Source organism: Corynebacterium sp. HMSC073B01 (genome assembly GCF_001838255.1).
GTDB classification, from domain to species: Bacteria; Actinomycetota; Actinomycetes; order Mycobacteriales; family Mycobacteriaceae; genus Corynebacterium; species Corynebacterium jeikeium_D.
Genome location: NZ_KV836151.1, coordinates 21387 through 36682, shown reverse-complemented (window position 1 = coordinate 36682; position 15296 = coordinate 21387). Strand labels below are relative to the sequence as shown.

Below are 15296 nucleotides of genomic sequence, written 5' to 3'. Positions count from 1 at the left end.
TGTTATTTCCCTGCCTCGGTTCCGTTGTCCACACCATCAAGTCGAGCTTCGACTGACTTTTCCAACGAACTAGGGCTGGGGGAGGCCAGTCCGAGCATCTCCAGCCAGCGCAGATCGAATCCAGGCATGGTCTTAGCAGTGGTACCGATATTTTCGACTTCCACGCCCTCCGTGCGCAGGCCAACAATGGCACCAGCGGTGGCCATTCGATGGTCGGCGTAGCTGTGCCAGAGACCACCGTGGAGCGGAACGGGGTCGATCGCAATGCCGTCGTCAAGCTCGGTCGCGCGACCGCCGAGACGGTTGATTTCCGTGGTGAGCGCGGCAAGACGGTTGGTCTCGTGACCGCGCAGGTGTGCGATACCCGTCAGCTCGGTGCGGGTAGTGGCCAAGGCGGCGATGGCCGCGACGGTGGGGGTCAGCTCGCCAATCTCGGACATGTCCAGCGTGATTCCGCGCAGCTCGGACGGCTTTGGGCCCACGACGGTGAGGCTGGTGCGGCCACCTTCGTGACGGTTGAACGTCACGGTAGCGCCCATAGCGGTGAGGATCTCGCGGATGCGGTCGCCCGGCTGCGTGGTGTGCTCTGGCCAGTCGGGCACGGTGACGCTGCCACCAGTGACAGCCGCAGCGGCCAGGAAAGCGGCGGCGTTAGACAGGTCGGGTTCGACCTGCCAAGTACGACCCATCATTTCGGTCGGGTGAATGGTGAACGTTGTGCGTGGTCCCTCAGGTGTGTCGGCCGTGGTCTCCTCGACCTGCACACCGGCCTCGCGAAGCATGTCCAGGGTCATGTCAATGTGCGGGCGGGAAGGAATCTCACCGGTCGGGCGAAGTACCAGGCCACGGCCGTAGCGCGGTGCTGACAGCAACAGACCAGAGACGAACTGGCTCGAAGCCGAAGCGTCAATTTCCACTTCGCCGCCGATGTCCGGCAGATCCTGCTCCTGGACCGAGTCACCGAGGCGGTTGCCCTGATTCGGACCCTGCGGATTGACCGTGAAGGGAAGCCCATTGCCCGCGATGTTCACACCGAGGCTGCGCAGGGCATCCAGCACGGCCGACATCGGGCGAGCCTTGGCTTCTACGTCGCCTTCGAAGAACACCGACCCCTGCGCAAGAGCTGCGATAGGTGGCACGAAGCGCATAACCGTACCTGCGAGACCACATTCCACGACACCACCGCGAAGCATGCGTGGAGTGACGCGGAGCGTGTGGTTCGGGGCACCCGAATATGTCGAGTCGGCACTGATGTCAGTTCCCAGGGCCTGCAGTGCGCGAATCATAAGATCGGTATCGCGAGAGCGCAGAGCACCATGGATAACCGATGGTGTCGAAGATATCGCCGCGATGACAAGGGCACGGTTCGTAATCGACTTCGAGCCGGCAATCTGCACCGTGGCGCTAAAAGGCTGTCGACCGGCCTCGGCACCGTCGACACTTACAGTAGGGGCGGACCAATTCTGATTTTGGGAACACACACAACCAATTATGGAACACTTTCACTCCATACCTCGACTAGAGGGGGAGTCAACGGCACAATCAGTTGGTATGTGTGGTCGTTTCGTCAATTTCACAGTCGCCGAAGAACTGCTCAGCACCACGGCTGAGATTCCCGGTTTGGCGCCCGTGCGTGCCGACGGCCCGTTGCCCACCTCCCGCTACAACATCGGACCGACCATGCCAATAGTTGCTCTTGCCCGCGAGCACCCCGGCCGCACAGGAACCATTGCTGCCACCGTGCGCTGGGGTTTAATTCCGCAGTGGGCCCGCGAAGTGCCAACAACACCTTTCTTCAATGCTCGTGCGGAAACCTGGCAGTCCAAACCGACTTTCCGGGACAGCCTGCCCTGCGCAATCCCCATGAACGGTTGGTACGAGTGGAAGAATCGCCAGCCCTACTTCGTCAGCTTCAGCGATGACGCACCGCTTTTCACCGTCGCGGGGCTGTGGGCGCGCTGGGGCGATATCGTCTCCGCCACAATTCTCACCACCGACGCCGTGGGACAGCTCGCGGATCTGCATCATCGTATGCCGCGCGTGCTTGCCGACGACGAAGTCAGTGACTGGTTGGATCTCTCGGCCTGGGCAGCAGACGGAAATGTTGGCATGACCAGCGCAGAAGTGGTGGACAAGCTGACCATCCGACCGGTCAACCGCGCCGTCGGCAATGTTGCGAATGAAGGGCCGCACCTGCTGAATGGGCCCGATGGAGCAGCACCCGGCCACAACGAGGAGCTGTTTTAAGGCCGTATCAGCGGGGAGGTTGCAGGAGTAGCCGCAGGGTTAGCGGGCGATGTCGGCGACCGTGGCGTCGCAAAGCGAAACCAGATCAGCGGGTGACAGTTCGATGTCCCACCCGCGGCGACCACCGGAGACAAACACAGTGTCGGCGAGAGTGGCTGTCTCATCAATGACTGTGGGGAGCTTGCGGCGACCGCCAAGCGGGGAGATGCCGCCGGGAACGTAGCCGGTGGCAAGTGACGCGTCATGGGGGTCGGCCATCGTTGCCTTGGAAGCCCCGACAGCCGCGGCGGCGGCCTTGAGGTTGAGCATTCCGGTGGCGGGGACGACGGCGATGGCCAGCCCAGTGCGTTTGCCGGATAGCTCGATAATGAGAGTTTTGAAGATGCGTTCGGGCTCGACTCCGAGATGCTCTAGTAGCCAAGAGGCGGCCTCTTCGCCGAAGTTGTCGCTGCCGTGGGGGAATTGGTGAACGTGGAAGTCGATTCCGGCGTTCTGACAGACGGCGATTGCCGGGGTGGCGGCAGCGGATTTCTTGGCGGACTTCTTCGACATAATTTCCCATCGTTGCACACCAGTGCAGCTACGCGACGAAATGCCTGGTGACGGGGGTCTGGCCGACTCGTGGGTGCGGATGTTTTAGGATAGGTAGCATGTCAGGTGATCAGACAGGAACATCGGCCATCCGGACTGATGAGTCGGATGAGGAGCTTGCGCAGCGCTTTGAGCGTGATGCCATGCCGCTTTTGGATCAGCTCTATGGAGCGGCGCTGCGGATGACACGCAACCCCGCCGATGCCGAAGACCTGGTGCAGGAGACCTATATCAAGGCTTTTCAGGGCTTCCGCTCCTACAAGCCGGGCACGAATCTGAAAGCGTGGCTCTACCGCATTCTGACGAATGCGTACATCAACAGCTACCGCAAGGCGCAGCGACGTCCTGCCGAGTACGCCACCGATGACATCACGGATTCACAGATCGCGGAAACCGCGTCGCACACTTCGATAGGGCTGCGCTCTGCTGAGGTTGAAGCGCTGGAAAAGCTTCCTGATGAGGAAATTCGTGACGCTTTGATGAGCCTCAAAGAGGACTACCGGATGGTGGTCTACTACGCCGATGTCGAGGGATTGCCCTACAAGGAAATCGCCGAAATCATGGGCACGCCCATCGGAACTGTGATGAGTCGGCTCCACCGTGGAAGAAAACAGCTCCGAGACGCGTTGCACAACGTAGCCGTGGAACGTGGATTCTTGAAAGAAGAGAAGGGAGATTCTCCGCGATGAGCCGAGAGTCGAGCCAAGATATGGAGCAGACGCCAGAGCGCGGGCACGCCTGTGAAGATGCTTTCTGTCAGGATGTCCACTCGCGCCTACACGCATTTTTGGATGGAGAGTGTGATTCGGAGGAACGCCGCTTTCTCGAGGAACACATTCACAAATGCCCTCAGTGCTTGGAAGAGTTCGGTTCCGAGCAAGCTATACGACGGCTGCTGCGCCGGTGCTGCCAGCAACCTGCCCCTGAGGACCTCCGTCAGCGCATTACCACTCGGATTCGTGTGTCCTATACGCGGGTGGAGTATCGCAGGTAGCTGCTGGCGGCTAGGTTAGGTGCGTCATCTTTTGGCGCGTATTCCTTTGATGCTTAATGCGATGTTGCGTAATACGGTAATGCGTAATGCGTAATGGGAAAATCCCAGGTCACGGTGATGTGGCCTGGGATATTTTTGTGGAGCTATTTGTGGAGCTAAGGGGAATCGAACCCCTGACCTTCGCATTGCGAACGCGACGCTCTACCAACTGAGCTATAGCCCCATTGCTTTCGAGCAACCTAGCTGGAGCTGCTGTAAAAGCTCTGTTTTCAGACGTTACTCCGGTGGGGTTTGGGCTCCAAACTCGCTGGTAAGGTTCTGGCGGATGGTTAATCCGGAAAGCGAGGATGCGGTATCGACGAGGCATCGAAAAGGTGTTGAAAGTGACTAGGTTTATGACAAAAAACCGCGGGTGAATTCAATTCATGTGTCATAAACCTAGTCACTTTCAAATCTGCTACCCGTTGAGGTATCCGCTGGAGGCTTAAAAAACTCCACCCCGTCCCTCGGTGCAATACCGAGTTGTGCTGGAGTGGAGTGAGATGTCTTAGCCGGTGATGGCTAAGACTGCTGCAACTAAGGGCAACTTAGCTGTTCGGACGCTTGCCGTGGTTAGCCTTGTTCTTACGGCGGTCCTTGCGCTTACGGCCACGCTTGCTCATAGCTGGGCTCTCTTTCTATCGGGTTAAACAGGTATCAACCGGTATAGATTACACGGTACGAGGGTAAGTCCTTTAATTAGACCGTGGTGCTGGTGCGAGTGCGACGGGTGCGGCCACGGTTGCGACGGCGCTTCAGTGCGCGACGCTCATCCTCGCTCATGCCGCCCCAGACACCTGCATCCTGGCCGGTCTCAAGTGCCCAGGCCAGGCACTGAGCAGTAACGGGGCAACGGTTGCAAACGACCTTGGCCTTAGCAATCTGGGCGAGGGCCGGGCCGGAGTTACCGACCGGGAAGAACAGCTCCGGATCCTCTTCACGACAAACGGCCTTGTGACGCCAATCCATGACAAACTCCTAAAACATTACGAGCCCCGGGTGAGGGCAGGGTTAAATTTCCTTGCGGGAAGGCAGCTCCGGAAATGGATTTCGTCAGACACGACAAATCGCCGTATCTCAACGAAGGTTGGGGTTCATTCCCGGTTGCCCAGGGGTATTAGGCATCTTGGGAGGGGCCACCTGTTCCATCGCCTATACGACGTGAAAGGTAGTGGGGACTCACCAAAGAGTTTGCGCCTAAAAAGGCGAGACTTGCATGGTTACACAACCAGTGAACTGCGTGCCTGTCTCGCTGACGATTTACATGTTTTCACGACTGGGGCGGTTCGTAAAGAGCAAAATGAATAAAAGTGCCAAACCTCACAGAAAAGTGAAGTTTTGGTTAAAACGCCAGGTCAAAACTAGCCCTTTGTGGGGGTAAAATTAGTTTTGGTAATTGCAGTAGTGAGGGTGTATGGCGCATTTTTGTTGGCTTGTCAGTAAACAGTTGCAGTTTAAGTCGGGTTTGCCTCGGCTTTTTGGCTAGCACTGAACAGTCGGCGTGTGCGATCCATGACCTTTTTTGGTCACCACAACGAGCAAGCGCTCGTCCACGGGGCGGGTAGCGACTTTCTTGGTGAACTGGTCCTCGGTGTAATCGTCGGCACGCGCCACAAAATTGATAGCGCCTTGCTTAACACGGATGTTGAGGGACTCACACTGATTGATGTACTCGCCGTCCAACTGGAGACGAAGTGGGGCAGTAGCGGTGAGCTCGATGTGCTGGACGTTGTCGGCGCGTCGTTCGCGGGCTTCGACGTGGAAGGGGGAACGCAGTCGGGTGAAGAAACCGGCTAAATTGGCTGCGGCGACAAGTCCCGTCACTCCCCTCAGGGAAGTGAAGCCATAAAAGCCCAGGCCCCTGCGTAGGGACACAGTGGGGTTGGTGACGATGGGGAGGTCGCCGAGGAATGTCCAGGGATTGGAGTTGGACACCACGGCCATTGCGAGATCACGGCCAAACTCCGTGCCGTCGATAGTTGCGGTGATTTGTGGCGGGCTTTTGCGCAACTGATTCCATGCGGTGAAAATTGCCGGCAAATAGCGCACGGCTTTGGCGCGGGTACCGTTTTGTCGGAGCTGTTCCATGGTGGAAATGACTTCCGCATCGATGCCGATACCGGCATTGACGACGAAGCATCGCTCTGCTGCATGTCCGACGCTAATAGCGCTGCGGGTTCGGGAGCGCAGCAGGCTTGCGATGTACCACGCGGCATCTACGGGGTCGCGGGGAATGCCCAACGCACCTGCCAAGACGTTGGCGCTGCCGGTGGGAATTGTCGCGATGGCAGGCAGTTCCGTGGCAGACAGTGCGGAGAATGGGTTGGAGTCCATGAGCCCATTGACAATCTCGTTAATGGTTCCGTCGCCGCCGAGAGAAATAATGACGTCGTAATCGCGAACCGTTATTCCCGCCACCATTTCCTCAGCATGGCCGGGGTAAGCGGTAAACATGGATGTCAAGCGGATCCCCTCGACTGAGCGAAGCGCCCGCACAATGCTGGGCATGCGTCGAGCAGAGTTACTGGTCGAATTCGGATTGGAGATTAGCAACGCACGCACAGGCACCAAGAGTAGTGCATGAACAGACTTGTGATGGGTGCATTGGCCGACTTGCCTCCAGGGTGTATTCATCGGTTCCCGCCGGGCTAACATGTAGGGCGTGAGTAACCAGAAAAACAGCAGCAATGCGTCCAAATCGCGTACTACTGACCAGCTTGCGGTAGCTGACGGACCGATGGCCGCACCTCAGGTTGTCATGGTCGGTGCGTGGATTGGTGTCGCCGAATGTGCCCTCGGTCTGGGCTACGGAGTCTTCCTTCTGATTCGTGATTTGATGGGGTACCGCGACGAGGCCGCAGTCATTTCCGGGTGGGGTACCGCGCTGTGGTTCTTTCTCATTTTTGGCTCGGTTCTCGCTGGTGCGATTATGCTGCTGCGTGGCGCCCGTTGGGGGCGCGGACCGATTATTATGCTCAACCTCTGCTTGCTGGGTGTGGCCTATTACATGTTCCGCTCGAGCGCTTTTCTGCTGGCTCTGCCGACAGCGGCAGCTTCAATTGCGGCGCTGGTCTGTATGTTTAGTCCGAAGGCGATTGACTGGGCTGCCCGCTCTTTTTAAATTTCGATGACGAACGCGTCGACTGACTCACCGCGCTGGACCAGTAGCGTGTCACCGACAACCGCAAGGCGCACGGGCAGTTCCGGCTTGTCCGCATCATTTGCATGAGTGGACTTCGCAGCTGCAGGCAACGGGAGTGTGCCGATAATTTCGAGAGTTGAGGCATTCAATACCGCGACTCCGTCAGCGACTGGCATGAAAACATGCTCACCCCATGGAGCTGGGGTCCCTGTGGCCTCAGGAAACTCGAAATCCGGTGCCAGGGTGCTCGGACGGAAGCCAAGTAATCCACGTGGCGACCACCACGTCATGTGATGGCGGAGATCCGTTGTAAAAGGCGCACGCGGGGCATCGCCGTCGGAGTTAGCTTCAGCCGGTGCTGGACGCAGGGTAGTCTCACCCAGCGCCAATTCAGTTAGCATCGTGCCGTCCATACGAAAAACGCGGATGCGATTGTCTGCCAGTACCGCTGCCGTGTCCTGGCCAATCGATACCAGCGACATATCTGCAGTTACTGGACCAAGGTCAATATCACTCTTGACCTCTGGTTTCCGCGATTCCTCCGGATTTGCCACCTGCATGACCAGACGTCCGTGACCATCGCAGTTGTTTACAACGGCCAGCAGCTCCACGCGTGTGAGCGCACTGATAATCGAACACTCTGGATGTGGCTGCATCTTCGGTTCCGGAGATGCTGGAACCTTGCCGTACTCGACTACTCGGACCAAGTCAGAGCGCCACAGCTCCAGGAATCCAGAGTCGTAGACACCCGCGTATGAATTCGAGCGCACGGCGGCAGGGCTGTCAGCAGCAATCGATTTTCGGGTCGCGACATACTGTCCCGAATCGGGTTTGAGTGCAACGGTCTCACCGCAGCCAGCTGCCCCACGAAAAGTCGCGAAAACTTGGCCATCACTGCCCGAGAGCGCACACAGCGGAATATCTCGTCGATAGTGCCATCGCTCCGTGCCGTCGTTAAGCGAGATAGCACGCACGCCCCGGTCCTCAGCAACGATGAGGGAGTTGTCCATCACCAGTGGCGCCGGGGAGATGGTGTGCGTGCTTGTGCTTGCCGACGATTCGGTGGACCACACCGGCCGGAGAGTATGTGGCATTGCCTCCGGATCGTTCGCAGCCGGGGCTTGCATTGCCGAGCCGGCAGAAGCCGTCGTTTCAGTGCGATCGACCTTGCGGGCCGGGGAAGCGACCCATGTCCAACCGATGACTAGCACTACGGCGATGATGAGAATGACTGATGCGATTCGATTTCGACGCAGTCGGGTCTCTGCAGTGGTGGGCTCAGCGTTGGCTTGTGGTGACTGCAGCACGGTTGGAATGTCCTGTCGACGAGTGGTCGTGGAGAGAAGTGAGGCGGGGGAGTTGGCACGCGCAGCAGTTTAGCGGCGGCGATGAGAATTGGAGTGGCCGTCCCGCCGTGAGTTTCGTCCTTGGCCGCGATTGCGATGATGAGGCTGTGAGCGGTTGTTTCGCGGACCTCTTCCGCCACGCCCGCGAGGCGGTCGGGACCCCAACACCGGACGGGCTGGCCCGACCTTCTCATCGATTCCCTCGGGGATGTCAAGAGCTTCGGCGAGCTCGGGGGAGGTGGAAAACCACGTCGGAATCTCGGCCATGTCCAGGTCGAGAGCATCTGAAATAGCCTTCCACTTTGCGGTCTCATCCCAGCCGACGAGCGTAACGGCGACACCGCTGTGTCCCGCGCGTCCGGTACGGCCGATGCGGTGGACATAAGTCATTTCGTCATCGGGCACCTGGTGGTTGATGACGTGGGTGACATCGTCGATGTCGATACCGCGAGCCGCGACATCGGTTGCGACCAGGACGTCGACGTCGCCATTGCGGAACGCCGTCAGTGAGCGCTCACGTGCAGGCTGGCCCATATCGCCGTGGACGGCGGTGACCAGGAAGCCCCGCTCGCCGAGCTGCTCAGCAATGGAAGCGGCACCACGCTTTGTACGAGCAAAAATGATGGTGCGACCACGACCGTTGGCTTGCAGGATGCGGGCAATGACTGAAACCTTATCCATTTGGTGCGATTGGAAAACAATCTGCTTAGTGGTCTCATGGACTGTGGCCTCTTCCTCGCCTGATTCAGCGCGGATGTGCACCGGGCGATTCATAAAGGTACGTGCGAGAGTCAGAATAGGGCCCGGCATTGTTGCCGAGAAGAGCATGGTCTGACGTTCATCCGGCACCGCAGCCAGAATCTTCTCGATGTCCGGCAGGAAACCCAAGTCGAGCATTTCGTCGGCCTCGTCGAGAACCAAAATCTTTACGCCTGACAGCTCTAGATTATTGCGCTGGTAAAGATCGATGAGACGGCCCGGAGTGCCGACGATGATGTCCACGCCGCGGTCTAGCTGTTCAATCTGTTCCTCATAGGGGCGGCCACCGTAAATGGTGCATACACGCAGATTGGTTGAGTGCGCAGCGCGGGCTAAGTCCTCGCCGACCTGCACGCACAGCTCACGGGTGGGAACGACGATGATTGCGCGGGCAGTGCCATCCGGTTCTGGAATGCGGGCGTCATCAAAGACGCGGTCAATGAGGGGGACACCAAACCCAAGGGTTTTTCCCATGCCAGTACGGGCTTGGCCGATGATGTCCGTGCCGTCGAGCGCCAAGGGCAGCGTCAGTTCCTGGATGGCAAATGTGCGGTTGATTCCTTCGTCGGCGAGTGCGTCGCAGATTTCCGCGGCGACCCCCAATTCGACGAATGTCGGGGACTGGGACTCTGCCACGGCGACTCCTTTGCTGTTTGTAACCTCACGTGACACGACGGCTTAATCGGTCTCTCTAATCCTAGCCGCTTTGGGAATGGTTATGATGTCACCTATGGACATCACTATTGGATTTGCAGACAATACGCGTGAGCTGAGCATTGAAAACGTCGCTGGTGGCGAGGAGGTCAAGGCTGCGATCTCCCAGAAGCTGGCTGCTGGCGAAGGTGTGATTGAGATCAGTGACGGCGCTGGTCAGGAGTACCTGATTAATGCTGCCAAGGTCGCCTACGTCCGTACCGGTAATAACGCAGACCGTAAGGTTGGCTTCTTCGCCTAATGACGCAAGAACCCTTTCTCGTACGCATTGCAAGGAGTTGGGGGTGGCGAGCCTATGCCATCCCCGTACTTGTGGTGCTCACAGTCATCATTCTCTTCGACATCTTCACTGCTGAAGATGATTCTCCAGGTTCCGGCAATGGCACTGTCACCTCGCAGAGTGGTAACAGTCGCCCTGGTCCGGTGCCCGGTGAGGGGTACGGTGATGGTTACGAGGGAGGACAGTTGCCACCTGGTCCGGCCTTTGCCACGGAACCCTCGGGAAATTTTAAAGATGTCACCGTGGCGCATCCCCGTGTCGGGGAGGGGCGCCGCAATGCGATCAGGTATTCCGTGGAAATTGAAGACAACATTGATGTTCCTTCAATTGGTGGCGAGCGCGCCTTTGCGGAGACGGTGAACTCGATTCTGGCCGATCCACGTGGCTGGACAGCTAATCCAGATTTTTCTTTCGAGGCAGTGCCTCGCGATCAGGATCCGACGATTGTCGTGCAGCTTTCCGCGACTGGAACCGCACATCAGCTGTGCGGAAACACCTTGGGAATGGAGACCTCCTGTTACCTGTCTGGGCAGCGGGAAGGTGAGCCTGGGCGCGTGGTCGTCAGTATCGCCCGGTGGGTTCGAGGTGCCCTGCCTTTTGAGGGGGACCTGGGATTGTATCGCCAATACCTTATTAATCACGAGGTTGGTCACGGACTTGGGTACGCGGTTCACGAGCCCTGTCCGAGGGACGGCGGTATCGCGCCAATCATGATGCAGCAGACCCTGAGCGTGTCGAACGATGAACTGCACAAAATCGACAGCAGCGAGGTCTATCAGGTCGATGGTAAGACGTGTTCTGTCAACGGCTGGCCGTACCCATTTGGGGCGGACGACGATACGGCCGCACCGACTCAGAAAGCAAGGTAGTAGCAGATTATGATCGCCACTCCTCCCGACCGTGTTTTAGAGGCCTTTGGTGCCGAGGGCGAGCCGCATCGTGCCGGGCGAGCTTGGGACAATGGCTGGGTCTACGACGATTCCATTGTCCTTTCGCCGGTACATAATTCGGCGCAGGCGCTGTGGTCTGCAAAGGTTCGCAGTGCGCTAGATGTCGATGGCGTCCGAGTGGCGAAATCTGTGCGTACCAGTGACGGCCGCTTGGTTATTGCTGGGTGGCAGGCTCGTCATTTCATCCCGGGGGGATTCGCGCCACGTGCCGATGAAACCATTGTGGCCGCTGGTCGCGTGGAAGAGTCGCTTGCCAGTATTGAACGGCCACAGTTTCTCCTTGATAAGGAGCCCGATTACTTCGTCATGTGTAATCGCGCAGCTTGGGACTCTGACCCAATCGGCATCCTCGAGCAGCTTCTCGACGCGGATAGCGTCCCCCGCGCCGATTGTGCCGAGGCTCTCACGATCTCCGGTGATCTTCTCCAGCTGCGGGCAGAGATGGTTGTGCCAACGGAGCTTCTGCAGGTCTGTCACGCAGACCTCGTCGGCACGCTGCTTTACGACGGCACGGCCGCCCCGGTTCTCACCGATATCGTGCCAGCGTGGCATGTCCGTGGTTGGACAGCTGCCTTGGCGGCAGTGGATTGCCTGTCCATGATGGGGGCTGATGAGGAGCTACTGCGGCGCTTCGATCACCTGCCGGATTTCGGTCAGTTGCTCGTTCGTGCGATGTGTTATCGACTTTTTGTCCACGCTGTTAGTCCAGAATCGCAGCCGAGTGCGTATCGCGGTCTGTTCCGCGCGGCTTCGCTAGTTCGCGCGTTTGTGTCTAAGTAACGCCGGGCAGTATTTACGGGAGTTTTTGGGGCGGGGGTATTTTTCTCCTTATTTCGAATGGGTGTTCGAGTATCGGTCCGGAGGTTGTGCCACAATGGTGCACATGAACGTAGATGGAATGCCGAAGGTTCGGTTCGTCCAGGAGGAACCTCCTCGTCGTCGGCAGTGGTTGGGTACTGCGGTAGAGGCGCTTTTCCCTTCCCATAATCAGGCGCTCGTGGTAGAGAACAAGCTTGTAAACCAGTCTGTTGTGCGCGTTTTAGGCGGCCCAGGGACTGGAAAGAGTTCGCTGCTGGCAGATCTCGCGGTGGACTACATGCAGGCGGGCATTCCGGCGGACAGCATTTTGGTGGTGTCACAGTCAAAAGAGGCCGCTGCGGAATTGAGGCGGGATATTGACAGGCGTTTTTCCTCTGAACTGGGGGAAGGTGGTTCGGTCGGGGCAGGTCAAGGTGGCATGGTGCGTGCCGTGCATTCGCTTGCCTATGCAGTAGTACGTGATGCCGCTGTCAGTCGGGGAGAGCCTGAACCATCGTTGACCACTGGTGCACGCCAAGATGCTGTCGTGCGGCAACTTTTGGCCGGTCATGCGGAAGATGGTGGTGCGTATTGGCCAGAGCGGTTGCGCCCGGCTCTTCCGTTAGTCGGTTTTTCCCGTGCGGTTCGTGACTTTCTGCTGCGTGCAGCTGAGCGGGGGATTGACGCCCCGAGGCTTCAGCAGCTCGGCGTGGACTATGGCATTGAGTCGTGGTGTGCGGCTGGCAAGTTTATGGCGGAGTATCAGCAGACTATGCGGTTGGCGTGGGAGCCCAGCCTGAACGCTGCAGAGATTGTCTCTGCGGCATTGATGGAGCTGGATACAGACGCGCAAGCACTGGCTCGGTGGGGAAAGTCGGTGGTGCTGGTCGATGATGCTGAACACCTATCCCCGGAAGCTGCGCGTCTTGTGGATCGGTTTGTGTCGCAGGCGGCCGTAGCCGTCATTACTGGTGATGAAGATCAATCGGTATTCCATTTCCGCGGTGCTAATAATGACTATCTCCGGAGGACTGGTGAGGCCGAGTGCAAGGCAATCCACTTGCAGCAGTCTTACCGCTGTAACGCTGATATCGCGGATTTAGTCAACGCAGTTTCTCAGCGCTTGCCTAAGGCTCCTGCATACCGTGGCATTGTCGGTTCAGTTGGAGCACAGGAAGCTCGTGAATCCGAAGTTGGAAACAACAGCGATACCGTCGCAGCGGAAAACTCGTACGCAGCTAAAAGTGCAGTAAAAATAGCTATTCATCCTTCTGAACGTGCACAGCGAGCCACAGTCGCGGACTACTTCCGGCGCCTTCATATTGACGAGGGAGTGGCATGGAAGGATATGGCGGTCATCGTCCGGTCCGGTGCAGGGGAGTCCTCTCTGTTCCGTGCGTTGTCGCGTGCGGGTGTGCCTGTGCAGATTGACCCAACGGACATCGTGCTAAGTCATCAGCGATTGGTGCGAGCGCTGATGGTGGCGTTGCGGGCAACTATGAACCAGCTCGATGACGTGGAGTGGGACGAGTTCCTCTCCGGCCCATTGGTCAACATGGATCCGATTGTCAAAGAGCGTCTGCTGCGCGGAATCCGAAAGGCCGACCTGTTCGGCGGGGCCGCGATGACTCAGCTCATCGGAATCTTGAAGGCAGAGGGACTCACAGCTGAACATCTGGAGCTTATTGAGTCTCTGTCGCAGCGTGAACGTCAGGCGCTGCAGGTGCCGCTGGATCTGTTGAGCGCAGCTCGTGAAGCGTTGCGCGATGGTGTGGAAGCAACTTTGTGGGCAATTTGGCAGTCCACTGGTTTGGCAGACCATCTGGTGGCGGCATCGTTGCGCGGCGGTACAGCTGGCGCATCGGCTGACCGCGATTTGGATGCTGTGATGGCACTGTTCGACTTTGCTGGTGACCGTGTGGAGCTGAATCCAAAACTGACGGTTGACGGTTTTATCGCTTCTGTGGAAGAGCAGGAGCTGCCCATCGGCGCACGTGACCGTAGCGGGGTAGAGCGCGATGCCGTGCGCATTCTCTCAGCCCATGCGGCTCTGGGCAGGCAGTGGAAAGCAGTAGCAGTTGTCGGAGTCCAGGAAGGCCAGTGGCCCAGCCTCGGTGTGACTGGCTCGGTGATGAAGCAGAACGAGTTCATCGGTCTCGTTGATCACGGAATTGAGCCGCGGGAGTACATCAATTCCATGGCGGATGCGCTGGCGGAGGAACGTCGTTTGCTGCACGTCGCGGTATCACGGGCGAGCGACAGGGTACTGCTGACCGCAGTCGATTCTCCTGACGATGTTGGAGTTCCCAGTCCGTTTATTATCGAGCTCGTTGAAAAGCTCGGTAATTCGGTGACGGAGCTGGTGAAACAGTCGGAAGCATCGTCGTCTGCGAACGGAGTCGGGGCTACGGCTAATGAAGCAAACGCCGGCAATCCGGATGTTGCAGAGGCAGAAGATGTCGCATGGGCCGGTGAAGGCCTGCCACGGGTGCTCTCTGTGGAGTCACTGCTGGCAGAACTGCGTGCAGCCGTTGTGGACGATGCGGAGACTGAGACGCGGCGTCGACAAGCTGCACGTCAACTCGCGCGATTGGCGCAGGTTGAGGTTGCTGGCGCACATCCAGACACCTGGTGGGGGCTCCGTGCACCGTCGACTTCGAAGCCGGTAAATGACAAGAAGCCGATGAGGATCAATCCCTCCAAGGTGGAAGCAACCCTGAGTTGTCCGTTGAAGGCCATGTTGGATAAATCAGCACCGACATCGGCCATGTATCTGGGCTCTCTACTGCATCAGGCGGTAGAAGCAGTCGCGAAGGGAGTGACTGTGCCTGAGGCTCAGTCTGAGATCCGGCGTGTTTTTGGGGACCTGTCCGATGATCCGGAGTGGCGTAAGCGTACTGAGGAAGAGACCTGGTTGACCGGGCTGGAGGATTGGCAGCGGTGGATTGAGACTAAGAAAGATATCGGAACCGAGGTCCCAGTAAATGTCAACATCAACGATGACATCGTGATTGTCGGACGAATCGACCGGTTGATTGAAGACGCTGATGGTGCAGTTCAAATCGTCGATATTAAAACCGGTAAGACAGCGCCCTCCGGTAAAGAAGTAGAAGGACACGCACAGCTAGCTACATATCAACTAGCGCTGTCGAAGGGGAAGCTCGTTGAAAGCGGAGATGGGCTCGCTGTGGACAACGGCGAAGGCATTGAACAATCTGGGGCATACCTGGTATTTCCGCGAAAGTCACACAATAAGACCATTATCACTAGCCGCGAACAGTCAAAGCTCACGGAAGACAAGTTGGCTGACTGGGAGCGTCGCGTGGAGCAGGTAGCACGTGCGACGTCTGGCCCGCGTGCCTTGGCGCTCGCTGGTGATCATTGCAAGTTCTGCACGCTTTCGAAGGCGTGCCCGGCAGCAGAAGGGAATCGGTAG

Annotated in this window: 15 protein-coding genes and 1 tRNA gene; 8 read left to right on the top strand and 8 right to left on the bottom strand. The window is 58.1% G+C overall.

The genetic code is table 11. The features are described from left to right. Nucleotides 1–2: 2 nt before the first annotated feature. A complete protein-coding gene (gene aroA / locus HMPREF2849_RS04605; RefSeq protein ID WP_070429788.1) occupies nt 3–1481 on the bottom strand; it encodes a 3-phosphoshikimate 1-carboxyvinyltransferase in 1479 nt (492 codons plus the stop codon). A 70-nt stretch (nt 1482–1551) separates the two neighbouring features. Here aroA and HMPREF2849_RS04600 point away from each other — a divergent pair, with 70 nt between their 5' ends. Further along, nucleotides 1552–2247, top strand: coding sequence for an SOS response-associated peptidase (locus HMPREF2849_RS04600; protein WP_049172825.1), 696 nt, complete (start codon nt 1552–1554; stop codon nt 2245–2247). Nucleotides 2248–2286: 39 nt separating this feature from the next. On the opposite strand, the gene ybaK is transcribed toward HMPREF2849_RS04600, so the two are convergent. Continuing rightward, entirely contained in the window at nt 2287–2799 is a 513-nt protein-coding gene (ybaK, locus tag HMPREF2849_RS04595; RefSeq protein WP_049193314.1) for a Cys-tRNA(Pro) deacylase, read from the bottom strand. 98 nt (nt 2800–2897) lie between these two features. Between ybaK and HMPREF2849_RS04590 the strand changes: the two genes are divergently transcribed. Both HMPREF2849_RS04590 and rsrA read left to right on the top strand, forming a co-directional pair. Next, nucleotides 2898–3527: a sigma-70 family RNA polymerase sigma factor gene (locus tag HMPREF2849_RS04590; protein ID WP_049172829.1), complete on the top strand. Its 630-nt coding sequence runs from the start codon at nt 2898–2900 to the stop codon at nt 3525–3527. Continuing rightward, entirely contained in the window at nt 3524–3832 is a 309-nt protein-coding gene (gene rsrA / locus HMPREF2849_RS11540; protein WP_016422222.1) for a mycothiol system anti-sigma-R factor, read from the top strand. Before HMPREF2849_RS04590 ends, rsrA begins: the two co-directional genes overlap by 4 nt. Nucleotides 3833–3982: 150 nt before the next feature. Here the strand turns inward: rsrA and HMPREF2849_RS04580 are convergent. From HMPREF2849_RS04580 to HMPREF2849_RS04570, 4 genes are all read right to left on the bottom strand, one after another. Then, nucleotides 3983–4055: transfer RNA gene (locus HMPREF2849_RS04580), tRNA-Ala, on the bottom strand. Nucleotides 4056–4419: 364 nt separating this feature from the next. Continuing rightward, entirely contained in the window at nt 4420–4494 is a 75-nt protein-coding gene (locus HMPREF2849_RS11535) for a 50S ribosomal protein bL37 (protein WP_014300525.1), read from the bottom strand. Nucleotides 4495–4570: 76 nt separating this feature from the next. Next, complete coding sequence (locus HMPREF2849_RS04575; RefSeq protein WP_016422223.1) at nt 4571–4840, bottom strand: WhiB family transcriptional regulator; 270 nt, start codon at nt 4838–4840, stop codon at nt 4571–4573. Nucleotides 4841–5353: 513 nt separating this feature from the next. Beyond that, nucleotides 5354–6433 carry a diacylglycerol/lipid kinase family protein gene (locus HMPREF2849_RS04570; protein WP_246822105.1) on the bottom strand — a complete coding sequence of 360 codons (1080 nt, stop codon included), beginning with the start codon at nt 6431–6433 and terminating at the stop codon, nt 5354–5356. Nucleotides 6434–6533: 100 nt separating this feature from the next. Here HMPREF2849_RS04570 and HMPREF2849_RS04565 point away from each other — a divergent pair, with 100 nt between their 5' ends. Further along, complete coding sequence (locus HMPREF2849_RS04565) at nt 6534–6992, top strand: hypothetical protein (protein WP_246822104.1); 459 nt, start codon at nt 6534–6536, stop codon at nt 6990–6992. Here the strand turns inward: HMPREF2849_RS04565 and HMPREF2849_RS04560 are convergent. Both HMPREF2849_RS04560 and HMPREF2849_RS04555 read right to left on the bottom strand, forming a co-directional pair. Then, the gene (locus HMPREF2849_RS04560) at nt 6989–8320 is read right to left on the bottom strand and encodes an Rv3212 family protein (protein WP_070862646.1); all 1332 of its coding nucleotides are present in this window, start codon (nt 8318–8320) and stop codon (nt 6989–6991) included. The genes HMPREF2849_RS04565 and HMPREF2849_RS04560 overlap by 4 nt on opposite strands. Before the next feature lie 69 nt (nt 8321–8389). Next, complete coding sequence (locus HMPREF2849_RS04555; protein WP_070862645.1) at nt 8390–9754, bottom strand: DEAD/DEAH box helicase; 1365 nt, start codon at nt 9752–9754, stop codon at nt 8390–8392. A gap of 94 nt (nt 9755–9848) precedes the next feature. Here HMPREF2849_RS04555 and HMPREF2849_RS04550 point away from each other — a divergent pair, with 94 nt between their 5' ends. From HMPREF2849_RS04550 to HMPREF2849_RS04535, 4 genes are all read left to right on the top strand, one after another. Further along, nucleotides 9849–10073 (top strand): DUF3107 domain-containing protein, encoded by a 225-nt coding sequence (locus HMPREF2849_RS04550; protein WP_070851115.1) that lies wholly within the window; start codon nt 9849–9851, stop codon nt 10071–10073. Continuing rightward, nucleotides 10073–10981: a DUF3152 domain-containing protein gene (locus tag HMPREF2849_RS04545; RefSeq protein ID WP_070862644.1), complete on the top strand. Its 909-nt coding sequence runs from the start codon at nt 10073–10075 to the stop codon at nt 10979–10981. The genes HMPREF2849_RS04550 and HMPREF2849_RS04545 overlap by 1 nt, the downstream gene beginning before the upstream one ends. Nucleotides 10982–10990: 9 nt before the next feature. Beyond that, complete coding sequence (locus tag HMPREF2849_RS04540; protein ID WP_048733339.1) at nt 10991–11842, top strand: TIGR02569 family protein; 852 nt, start codon at nt 10991–10993, stop codon at nt 11840–11842. Nucleotides 11843–11945: 103 nt separating this feature from the next. Next, on the top strand, nt 11946–15296 hold the full coding sequence (locus HMPREF2849_RS04535; protein WP_241486334.1) for an ATP-dependent helicase: 3351 nt from the start codon (nt 11946–11948) through the stop codon (nt 15294–15296).

Bases quoted from the DNA above. Each gene is read 5' to 3' on its own strand.
- rsrA (WP_016422222.1), top strand. From the start codon at position 3,524: ATGAGCCGAGAGTCGAGCCAAGATATGGAGCAGACGCCAGAGCGCGGG.
- ybaK (WP_049193314.1), bottom strand. From the start codon at position 2,799: ATGTCGAAGAAGTCCGCCAAGAAATCCGCTGCCGCCACCCCGGCAATC.
- HMPREF2849_RS04575 (WP_016422223.1), bottom strand. From the start codon at position 4,840: ATGGATTGGCGTCACAAGGCCGTTTGTCGTGAAGAGGATCCGGAGCTG.
- HMPREF2849_RS04535 (WP_241486334.1), top strand. From the start codon at position 11,946: ATGAACGTAGATGGAATGCCGAAGGTTCGGTTCGTCCAGGAGGAACCT.
- HMPREF2849_RS04590 (WP_049172829.1), top strand. From the start codon at position 2,898: ATGTCAGGTGATCAGACAGGAACATCGGCCATCCGGACTGATGAGTCG.
- HMPREF2849_RS04545 (WP_070862644.1), top strand. From the start codon at position 10,073: ATGACGCAAGAACCCTTTCTCGTACGCATTGCAAGGAGTTGGGGGTGG.
- HMPREF2849_RS04550 (WP_070851115.1), top strand. From the start codon at position 9,849: ATGGACATCACTATTGGATTTGCAGACAATACGCGTGAGCTGAGCATT.
- HMPREF2849_RS04540 (WP_048733339.1), top strand. From the start codon at position 10,991: ATGATCGCCACTCCTCCCGACCGTGTTTTAGAGGCCTTTGGTGCCGAG.
- HMPREF2849_RS04600 (WP_049172825.1), top strand. From the start codon at position 1,552: ATGTGTGGTCGTTTCGTCAATTTCACAGTCGCCGAAGAACTGCTCAGC.